Source organism: Pricia sp., from assembly GCF_041745955.1.
Taxonomy (GTDB): domain Bacteria; phylum Bacteroidota; class Bacteroidia; order Flavobacteriales; family Flavobacteriaceae; genus Pricia.
Genome location: NZ_JBGTHY010000281.1, coordinates 1 through 10,519 on the forward strand (window position 1 = coordinate 1; position 10,519 = coordinate 10,519).

8 protein-coding genes are annotated in these 10,519 nt (G+C 45.6%); 5 read left to right on the top strand and 3 right to left on the bottom strand.

Annotation, left to right across the window (positions count from 1 at the left end; all coding sequences use genetic code 11):
- Window positions 1–305 precede the first annotated feature (305 nt).
- The 3 genes from ACEW8S_RS10390 to ACEW8S_RS10400 all read left to right on the top strand — a co-directional run bounded on the left by ACEW8S_RS10390 (window position 306) and on the right by ACEW8S_RS10400 (window position 2,931).
- Window positions 306–2,348, top strand: a complete 2,043-nt coding sequence (locus ACEW8S_RS10390; RefSeq protein ID WP_373518085.1) for a ComEC/Rec2 family competence protein — start codon at window positions 306–308, stop codon at window positions 2,346–2,348.
- Between the two features lie 65 nt (window positions 2,349–2,413).
- Window positions 2,414–2,674: a type II toxin-antitoxin system Phd/YefM family antitoxin gene (locus tag ACEW8S_RS10395; RefSeq protein WP_373518086.1), complete on the top strand. Its 261-nt coding sequence runs from the start codon at window positions 2,414–2,416 to the stop codon at window positions 2,672–2,674.
- Window positions 2,671–2,931, top strand: a complete 261-nt coding sequence (locus ACEW8S_RS10400) for a Txe/YoeB family addiction module toxin (RefSeq protein ID WP_373518087.1) — start codon at window positions 2,671–2,673, stop codon at window positions 2,929–2,931. The genes ACEW8S_RS10395 and ACEW8S_RS10400 overlap by 4 nt, the downstream gene beginning before the upstream one ends.
- Before the next feature lie 35 nt (window positions 2,932–2,966).
- Here ACEW8S_RS10400 and ACEW8S_RS10405 read toward each other — a convergent pair whose 3' ends face one another.
- Both ACEW8S_RS10405 and ACEW8S_RS10410 read right to left on the bottom strand, forming a co-directional pair.
- Window positions 2,967–4,541 carry a peptide MFS transporter gene (locus ACEW8S_RS10405; protein WP_373518088.1) on the bottom strand — a complete coding sequence of 525 codons (1,575 nt, stop codon included), beginning with the start codon at window positions 4,539–4,541 and terminating at the stop codon, window positions 2,967–2,969.
- Window positions 4,542–4,557: 16 nt separating this feature from the next.
- Window positions 4,558–6,723 (bottom strand): S9 family peptidase, encoded by a 2,166-nt coding sequence (locus ACEW8S_RS10410; protein ID WP_373518089.1) that lies wholly within the window; start codon window positions 6,721–6,723, stop codon window positions 4,558–4,560.
- 224 nt (window positions 6,724–6,947) lie between these two features.
- Here ACEW8S_RS10410 and ACEW8S_RS10415 point away from each other — a divergent pair, with 224 nt between their 5' ends.
- Window positions 6,948–8,267: a hydroxymethylglutaryl-CoA reductase, degradative gene (locus ACEW8S_RS10415; RefSeq protein WP_373518090.1), complete on the top strand. Its 1,320-nt coding sequence runs from the start codon at window positions 6,948–6,950 to the stop codon at window positions 8,265–8,267.
- Window positions 8,268–9,302, top strand: a complete 1,035-nt coding sequence (locus tag ACEW8S_RS10420; protein ID WP_373518091.1) for a GYDIA family GHMP kinase — start codon at window positions 8,268–8,270, stop codon at window positions 9,300–9,302.
- Window positions 9,303–9,439: 137 nt separating this feature from the next.
- Here ACEW8S_RS10420 and ACEW8S_RS10425 read toward each other — a convergent pair.
- On the bottom strand, window positions 9,440–10,519 hold a 1,080-nt coding region (locus ACEW8S_RS10425), incomplete at its 5' end, for a peptidylprolyl isomerase (RefSeq protein ID WP_373518092.1).

Sequence of the window (10,519 nt, forward strand, 5' to 3'; positions counted from 1 at the left end):
TCCTCAAGTTCGCGGGGTGTCATCGTCTCGTCGCTTCGCGAAGGCTATTGGAACAGTGCTTTTGTAAGGGCGACACGAGTGTTGTAAATACAAGCGCAAGTTCAGGTTCAAGTTCAACCTTAAAAATCAAATTCAAACTCCAATCCAAGGGAGATAGTTCTTATTTAAGAACTATACTGTTTCCATAATAAGTCCTCTTGGCGGTCAGGTGGGTACCTTTATCGATTATTTCCGAATTTTCAAATCGAAACATCTCCAAATCGGTATATTGATGCGTTTCATAATTGTCTCATTGATACATCGCCATGAACCTGCTGCGTTTCGTCCCCATAAAACTGACATTATTATTGGTTTTGGGGATCCTTTTGGGCAGGTATTTGCAGCCTGATGTCTTTCTACCCGTAACTTTTGCCGTACTGTTTTTAGTACTGCTCGGATTTCTTTTTTACAGGGACAAGCGCGCAACCCCATTCACCACACACGGTAAAAACTCCATACTATTTGGGATTTTGGTTGTACTTACAACTATTTCCATTGGAATCTTGGCCGTGTCGTCGACCTATCCCAAAAACCAGCCGGGACACTACTCCCACAAAGATGTTACGGGAAGCCACCTGTGGAAAATCAAAATACATGAAGTACTCAAATCGTCTACCTACTCAGATCGCTATGTAGCCAAGGTTTTGGCACTGGAAAACGAAAAAGCATCCGGAAGATTATTGTTGAGTTTTCCTCTAGATAGCTTGGCCGAAAAGCTAGAAGCAGATGACGAGCTAATCGTTTACACCGAGCTTTCCGTCATAAATCCACCATTGAACCCACATCAGTTCGACTATCAAAACTATTTGGAAGGCTTAGGAATCTCGAATCAGATGCGGTTGCATGGGAACGACTTTCTCACGACCCAAAATCCGGAAAGGACGATGTATGGGATGGCCGCAAGATTCCGAAATCAAATTATCACCAACCTGAAAAAAGCCCATTTCGGAAAAGAGGAATTGGGGATTATACAGGCCCTGTTGCTCGGGCAGCGCAACGAAATTTCGGAAGAAACCTACGACAGTTACAAAAATGCGGGGGCGGTACATATTCTTGCGGTATCCGGATTGCACATTGGTATCATTCTACTCTTACTGCAATTTTTGCTCAGGCCCTTGGAAAGATTGCCCAAAGGAAAAACAATAAAATTGATCTTGATCGTTGGCCTGCTTTGGGGCTTTGCCCTGTTGGCAGGGCTGTCGGCATCCGTCGTTCGGGCGGTTACCATGTTTTCTTTCGTTGCCTATGCCCTCTACCTCAATAGACCGGGCAATACCTTCAATATTCTGGCGCTTTCCATGTTCTTCATCCTATTGATCATTGATCCCCTGCTTATAGTTCAAGTGGGCTTTCAAATGAGCTACGCGGCCGTATTCGCTATTGTTTGGATGTACCCTTTACTCGAACGGTTGTGGCATCCGAAGAACAGAATCATCAGATATTTTTGGCAGTTGCTCTCGGTCAGTATTGCGGCTCAATTGGGCGTGTTGCCCATAAGTCTGTTCTATTTCCACCAATTTCCGGGACTGTTCTTTATCTCGAACCTTTTGATCGTTCCGGCATTGGGACTGATTCTGGGTATGGGCATCCTGGTCATTTTCTTGGCACTGCTCAACAGCTTACCAGATATATTGGTCACTGCCTACGACACTTTGATCCGCTGGATGAACGCTATTATCGGCTGGATTTCCCAACAGGAGGACTTTGTGTTTCGGAATATTTCTTTTGATGCAGTACAGCTCGTCCTGGCCTATGCCATCCTAACTTGCGCAGTATTTTTCTTTTCAAAACCGACCTTTAAAAAGGCAATCGCACTATCAATGGCCGTCATCGGATTCCAGCTGTACCTCTTTGGCACATCCTATGAGACCGGGCAAAAAGAAACCCTGTTCTTAGCCCATCAAACGAAAAACTCGGTCTTGATACACCAAACTGGAAACCGATTGGCGGTCATGGCACCAGATGTCCGAAGACTTGAACGCTTGACTACAGCGTATCAAATCGCAGAACGGATTACATCCACAGAACATCGCCCGCTCAGAAATGGCTATCGTTGGCATGACAAAAACCTCCTGATCATCGACAGTTTGGGCGTCTATCCAAAGAAAAACACCTATTCGGATTATGTGTTGTTGACCGGGTCGCCCAAACTGAACCTGAAAAGGTTGATCGATTCCATTCGTCCGGAAACGATTATTGCCGATGGCAGTAATTATAGAAGTTATATTGAACGGTGGAGAAAAACCTGTGAAGAGAAAAAGCAAAGATTTTATTTTACAGGGGAAGATGGGGCCTACTATTTTGACTAAAACTAAACAAAATTTTGAAAATCTCAATTAAGTACTTATATTTGTACTTAATAAATACTAAAGTCATGCTTGCAGCCAATTTTACTGAATTCAGGACCGAGTTGAAAAACTACTTGGATAATGTTGAGGACAATAACGAAACGCTTATTATAAAAAGAAAAACGGGCAAAGGCACCGTTGTAATTTCGTTAGATGAATATAATTCTATGATGGAAACGGTTCATTTATTAAGTTCGAAAGCCAATGCGGATAGGTTATTTGAATCCATCCAACAAATGAAGTCCGGAGAGAAGGTGGAAAAAGACCTTAAGGACCTGCAAAAATGAGAATTGTTTTTACAAAAAATTCTTGGGAAGACTATGTTTCTTGGCAAAGGGAAGACAAAAAACTACTGAAACGGATTAATCTTTTGATTATCAGTATTCAAAGAACACCCTTTGAGGGAATTGGCAATCCCGAACCTCTAAAATATGATCTATCGGGCTATTGGTCACGGAGAATTGATAGGGAACATCGGCTGGTCTATCAAGTAGAAGAGAATTCCATTTTAATTTACAGCTGTAGATACCATTATGGAAAATAAGGTAGTGCCCATAAATTCTCGACCCCAATCGACAGCTAGTTAGCCGGGCCGGCCAATTCGGGGCCTTTATTGTCGTCTTCCTTGATTTCGGTTTCATTGTCCTCTGCGCCATGCGTCAATCTTTGCAAGGGTTTTAGAAGAAGAATGACCAAAATTCCAAAAAGAACGGCAAAAATGAAAAGTCCGCTAAAAACTTTAAGTTCCCCAGCTTTAATCGAGCTCTCGCCCACCACCCCGGCCACTTTGTTACCCAAACCTGTTGCGGCCCAGTATACGCCCATCATCAACGCCATATAACGCGCCGGGGCCAATTTGGTAAAGAATGACATCGAAACCGGCGACAGGGAAAGCTCCCCAAGGGTGTGAAAAAGATAGGCCAATACCAACCAATACATCGCCGAACTCCCGTCGCTCTCGTATTGCATCGAAGCAAATACCATATATATGAATCCAACGCCCATAACGATCATACCTGTGGCCATCTTGAAGAGCGAGGATGCTTCTTTGCCCTTTAACTTACGTTTCGCCCAGAAATTGGCGACCCCTACCGATAACAGAAGAATAAATCCGGCGTTCGCCCCTTGGAACCAGGCGGTCGGCACTTCCCATCCCAACAGCATTCGATTCGTTTTTTCCTCCGCGTAAAGATTCATCAATCCTCCCATTTGTTCAAAACAGCCCCAAAAGGCCATCACGATAAGCAGGGAAAGCAATAAAACGACATACCGATCTTTTTCAACCTGTCCGTTCAGGTTTTTATAGATCATCATCATCATTCCCGTTATTAGGGAAAGAAAGATAAATAATGCTCCATATCCCCAATTATCAGGGCCTTCGAAAGTAAATCCGGCATAAACAGATAGTATCAATAATACGATTACAATACCTAATTGTAGCGGAGATTTTAGCAATTGCGAAAAGAGTGTGCCCAAACTAATATCCCCTGTTTTTTCCTCGACCGTCGGAGCGTTCCCTACATGTGGCAAATAGTAGTATTGTCCGATGAGGTATACGATCAAGCCAAAGAACATTCCTATGCCCGCTAGGCCAAAACCCCAATGCCAACCATATTCCTTGGCCACCAGACCGACCGATAATGACGCTAAAAAGGAGCCAAGATTAATGCCGATATAATAAATACTGAAGCCTTTGTCCCTTCTAATATCGTTGGCTTTATAAAGACCGCCGACCATAGTTGAAATATTAGGTTTTAACATGCCTACCCCTAAGATGATCAAGCCTAAACCGGTATAAAATGCCCATAAGGCATCAATGGCCAGAACACCATGACCCATGGTCAATAAAATAGCACCAATACCGACGGACCATTTTTGACCGATCAACCTATCGGCGATCAGCCCTCCGGGAATACTCATTACATAGACCAGCATGGTATACCAACCGTACAATGCCAAAGCCTCGGTTCCCGTCCATCCTAAACCACTTTGTGGATCAAGGTCCAAGGTTTTTGCCGTCATGTAAATAACCAGCAACGCGCGCATGCCGTAATAGGAAAAGCGTTCCCACATTTCGGTCAGAAAAAGAACATACAGCCCAACGGGATGTCCGAAAAGTTCTTTTTGGTGGGTAGGTTTGGTCGATGCTGCCATGGATTTACGGGTTTTGTTAAAGATTTTCAGTAATGAACCTTGTCATTTTATTGAACAGGTGCACACGGGTCATACCCCCGTAAATACCGTGGTTCTTATCGGGATAAATGGCCCAATCGAACGGTTTGTTGGCCTGTACCAAGGCCTCGATCATGCGCATGGAGTGCTGCACATGTACGTTGTCGTCGCCCGAACCGTGAATCAGAAGGTAATTTCCCTTTAGCAATTCCGGATAATTGAACGGAGAATTGTCGTCATACCCACTAGGATTCTCTTCGGGAGTACGCATAAAACGCTCGGTGTAGATGGTATCGTAGAAACGCCACGAGGTGACCGGGGCTACCGCTATGGCCGTTTCAAAAACCTCGTTTCCCTTTAAAATCGAGTTGGTGGCCATGTGTCCGCCGAAACTCCAGCCCCAGATACCTGTGCGTTTCTCATCGATATAGGGCAGTTCGCTCAATTTTTTAGCGGCAGCGATCTGGTCTTCTGTCTCGTATTTCACCAAATTCAAGTAGGTCACCTTTTTAAAATCACGCCCCTTAAAACCGGTGCCCCTACCATCGATACAGGCGATTACATACCCCTTGGCGGCCATCACCTCGTGCCAATAACCCCTGTCATTAAACCACTGATTGGCGACGCTCTGCGAACCGGGGCCGCTGTACTGGTACATCAAAAGCGGATATTTTTTAGAGGTATCAAAATTCGCAGGCTTGATCATATACATGTTGAGTTCATTACCGTTGATGGCAATCGTGGAGAATTCCTTGGGTAGGAATTGATAGCCCTTCAATTTCGTGAGCAAGGCCTGGTGGTTCTTTATCTCCTTGATCTGTTTGCCGTTCAAAGCTTTGTGTAAGGTATATACCGGAGGTGTTGTCGCACTTGAAAAGGTATTGATAAAATAGGTGAAATCAGCGCTGAAATCCGCCGAATTGGTGCCTTCTTCGGCTGCGAGGGCTTTTTTGTTGTTCCCACCGCTGTCGATACTGTAGACGCCACGGTTGATGGAACCGTTCTCGGTGGACTGATAGTAGACCTTGCCCCCTTTCTGGTCGTAGCCAAAATAACGGGTCACCTCCCAAGGGCCTTTGGTAATCTGGTTCATCAGTTTGCCGTCTTGACCGTAGAGATAAATGTGGTTATAGCCGTCTTGTTCACTGGTCCAGATAAAACTGTCGTCGGCCAAAAAAGTAAGGTCGTCGGTGACATCGACGTAGGCGTCGTCTTTCTCCTCGTGCAAAAGCGAGACCGAATTGTTATTTACATTTACGGCATGTAACTTTAAATGGTTCTGATGGCGGTTCAGCGTCTGTACACTCAGCTGACCGGCATTGTTCATCCATTGTATCCGCGGGATGTAATATGGGGTTCCCAAGTCCACTTTTGATGTCTTTTTCGATGCTACATCAAAGAGATGAAGTGTAACCATCGAATTATCCTCTCCCGCTTTTGGATATTTAAAGGTTTCTTGGGATGGATAAAGGTCCTCCCCATATACATCCATAGAAAATTCGGGTACATCAGTTTCATCGAAGCGGAGAAACGCAATTTTGGTGCCATCGGAATTCCATGCAAAAGCCCGCACAAAGGCAAATTCCTCTTCATAGACCCAATCCGTTACCCCGTTGATGATCTTGTTCTTTACCCCATCAGAGGTCATCTGTTCGGTTTCTTTGGATGCGATATCGAAAAGATACAGATTGTTCTCGGAGACGTAAGCTACTTTTTTTCCGTCTGGGGATAGTGCAGGCTCGCGTATTTTTCCTTCGGAAATCCGGGTCAGCGTCTTTGTACCGACATCATACACATAAAATATGCCTAAAGTAGACCGCCTAAAAATGGACTCCACCTGCGTAGCCAGAAGGATTTTCGTTTCATCGTCGTTAAATTCGTAGGACGAAAAACTACCGATTTCGGCAAGGTCGGCGGAAGAAAGTATCGTAGCGACCTTTTCCAAGGTGGCGTAATCGTATTTGTCGATAGTACTGATACCCGCTGAACCATCTACGTTCAAGATGGTATATTGCTTTCCGTTGTTCAGGGAACGGAGGGCTTCAAGACCTTCGGTACGGAAGGTGCCAGAATAGATTTCTTCTACGGTTATAGCTTTCTTCTGGGCCAAGGTAGCGGTCAGGAAACCGACCATCAAAAATAAGGAAAGGAACGATTTTTTCATAGGAAGTTAAAAATAGATTAAATCATTCAAGTTTAATGCTATTTTGAGGAATAAATAAACTTTCCGGACAATACGTAGGATGTTTTATACCGATGGGTCCCTTTCCACGGCCATACCTTTCGGGCGGGCTAGACTTTTCTATAGGTTCGGAAACTATTTTAGCTGTTTATCAGCGACACGCTTCTTTCCTTTATCAGTATATTTATACCACGAAACCGTTTGCTATGACCAAGCCCATCGAGGGATTCTCGAAACTGACTAAGGCCGAAAAACTGGATTGGATTACCGCCAATTACACCGAAAATCCCGAAGCTGCCAAGAATGTCCTGAAACGCTACTGGAATACGGACAAGACACTTCAGCGATTGCACGATGAGTTTATCGAGAACACCCTGACCAACTATTACCTACCTTTCGGCATCGCCCCTAATTTTTTAATTAACGATAGGCTGTACGCCATTCCCATGGCTATCGAGGAAAGCTCGGTGGTAGCCGCTGCCAGCAAGGCCGCCAAATTCTGGTTGAAACGCGGTGGCTTCAAGACTACCGTTCTGGGCACCGAAAAAATCGGACAGGTACACTTTATCTATTCAGGAAATACAGAAAAATTAATCGTTTTTTTCAAAGAAATAAAACCAAAACTCTACTCCGACGCCGTTTCGATTACCAAAAACATGAAGCAGCGGGGTGGCGGGATCACCGAAATCGGGTTGCGCGACAAAACGGATTCCCTGGCAAACTATTATCAGCTGCATTGTACCTTTCAGACCTTGGATGCTATGGGCGCCAATTTCATCAATTCCTGTTTAGAGCAGTTTGCCGCCACCCTCAAAGAAGGTGCGCGAGATTTCCCGGCGTTTAACGGGGAAGAAAGAAATATCGAGGTGGTCATGGCCATCCTCTCCAACTACGTGCCCAATTGTTTGGTACGGGCCGAGGTGAGCTGCCCCATCGATGAATTACATGGAGACGGAACCGGTTCTTCCGAAGATTTTGCACAAAAGATGGTCAGGGCGGTTGAAATCGCCAAAGTGGAGCCCCATCGGGCCGTAACCCACAATAAGGGCATCATGAACGGAATCGATGCCGTAATTCTCGCTACCGGCAACGATTTCAGGGCGGTCGAAGCGGGCATCCACGCCTATGCCGCCAAAGATGGACAGTATTCCAGTCTTACCCATGCCGAAGTAAAAGATAGTACCTTCCGATTTTGGATCGAAGTACCGCTGGCCATTGGCACCGTAGGCGGACTGACCACCTTGCATCCCCTCGTAAAGTTGGCCTTGGAAGTTCTAGGAAAGCCTTCCGCGGAAGAACTGATGCAAATCGTTGCGGTAGCGGGACTGGCGCAAAACTTCGCGGCCTTACGTTCCCTGGTGACAACGGGCATTCAAGAAGGGCATATGAAAATGCACCTGATGAACGTTCTCAACCAACTGGGGGCTACCGAAGCGGAAAAGACTAAATTGACAGAACATTTTAAGAAAAATGTGGCAACCCATAGTGCAGTGGTAACAGCTTTTGAAAAGCTAAGAAAGTCGTAAATGGCCAAAGAATTTTACAGCAACGGAAAACTATTGCTCACAGGTGAGTACGCTGTGTTGGATGGTGCTTTAAGCTTGGCCGTGCCGACAAAGTACGGACAGTCTTTGTCTTTGAAAGAAGTTGCTTCAAACACATTGCAATGGAAAAGTTATGATGAAAACGGCGCGATTTGGTTTGAAGGTACATTCGACCTATCACCACCCGAAAACACCCCAAAAGAACAAAGTGCTTTCTCTCCCGACACCGGCCACATTACTCTCGGGTTCAATGACCACGCCCATCACCAGTCTAGAGAGAAGAGGGCTATCGCCGTAACCTTGTTGAAAATTTTAAGGGAAGCGCATACGTTGAATCCCTATTTTCTTGGCGATAAGAAAGGATACGCGGTAGAAACAAAAATGACTTTTGCCAGGGATTGGGGACTTGGCTCCTCATCCACTTTGATTAACAATATTGCGCAATGGGCCGAAGTCGATGCTTACGAACTGCTATGGAACGTCTTTTCTGGAAGTGGTTACGACATTGCCTGTGCGCAGTATAAAAGCCCTATTCTGTATCGTCGCAAAAAGAATAGGCCATACACCCAAAAAAGAGGCACGCCATCTTTGCCAATTGCCGAAGTGGAAGAAGTCAATTTCAATCCGCCTTTTCGGGACAAGCTCTACTTCATCCATCTAAATAAAAAACAGAACAGCAGGGAGGGTATCGCCGCCTACCGGAAAAAAGATTTTGACAACGCCAAACTTGCACGACAAGTATCCGAAATTACCCGGGAAACCGTTTCCTGCAAAAGTCTTTCTGAATTTGAATCGCTAATGACGCAACATGAGACACTGCTATCCCAGACACTTCAAATGCCGACCGTTAAAGAATTGCTATTCCCGGATTTTACGGGAATCGTAAAAAGTCTAGGTGCCTGGGGCGGGGATTTTGTTTTGGCTACCGGAGATGGTACTACCCCTATGTATTTTGAGGGATTGGGATATGAGACCGTTTTGCCGTATCCGGAAATGGTTTTGGAACCGGCGGGCTAGACCTGTCAGGTTTTTCGTTTCTTTTCAAATATGTAAACTGGAAGGCACTCTGCGCAATGAACTACCTCGATGCAAGCATCGGGGAATTAAAAAACCCTTAGAAGTTTAAACCTGATAGGTCTGCGAACAAACTAGACCTAATAAAACGCCGCCCGATTATCCTCGATTTCCGAAGCATCCTTTAAGGCGTTGTACACCTCGGAGTTCACTTGCGCCTCACGCGTCGCCTTCACCGAACTGGCATAAGTGCTATAGTTGTCCAGCTTAGGAGCCGGAATCTTCTTGGTTACCGTAATTTTAAAAATGCCCGTGTTGCCCTCTATCAGATCAGAAGTATCGCCTTGTTTCATGGCGAATGCAGCGCCGACAACGGCAGGTTCAGATCCCGAACCGGGAATGGTCGGGGATTTCACGTTCAAGGCCGAAGCCGTTGAAGTACTCACGTTGTTATCTTTAGCTATATCTTCGATGGATTTCCCCTTATTGGCAGAAATGATTTGGGCCGCCTTTCGTTCTTTCCTGATTTTTGGAAGAACTGTTGCCGAAGCATCTTCGACCGACATCAGGCCCTCGTCATATTTCTTGGTCAACTGGGCTACTGCATAGCCGCTATTGAGGTCGAAACGTTTTATATCCCCGATTTTAGTATCCTCGCTAAAGGCCCATTGCACCATGCTACGCTGAGATGATAGTCCCGGTAGGTTTTCATCGGTAGCCTTGATTTTGTTTACCGGTCTCACGGTGTACTTGCTCTCCTTGGCCAGATCCGAAAATGCCTTGTCAGACGAAATAGAGGACATCTCAAATTGTGTGGCATCGGTGAACAACTTGTTTATGGTGCCTTCGGATGGTTCGATCTCTCGGGCCAAATTGGCTATCTGTACGATATCGCGCTTATCGTCGACCTTGATGATATGGAAACCGAAACTGGTCTCCACCATGCCGATGGTCCCTACCGGGTTTTGGAAGGCAAAATCGTTGAACTCGGGCACCATTCTTCCTTCCTGAAAGTAGCCCAAATCTCCCCCGTTAGGTGCAGAAGGGCCGTCGGAATTATCCCTTGCCAGCTCTACGAACTTGGCATCCTTTTTTCGGGCTTCCCTCAACAGTCGCTTTGCTTCGGTTTCAGCTTCTTCCTTGGTTCGGGATACCTCCGGATTCGCCCTTTCCGCGCCTTCATATCCAATTAAAATATGACTGGCTTTAACGGAACCGTT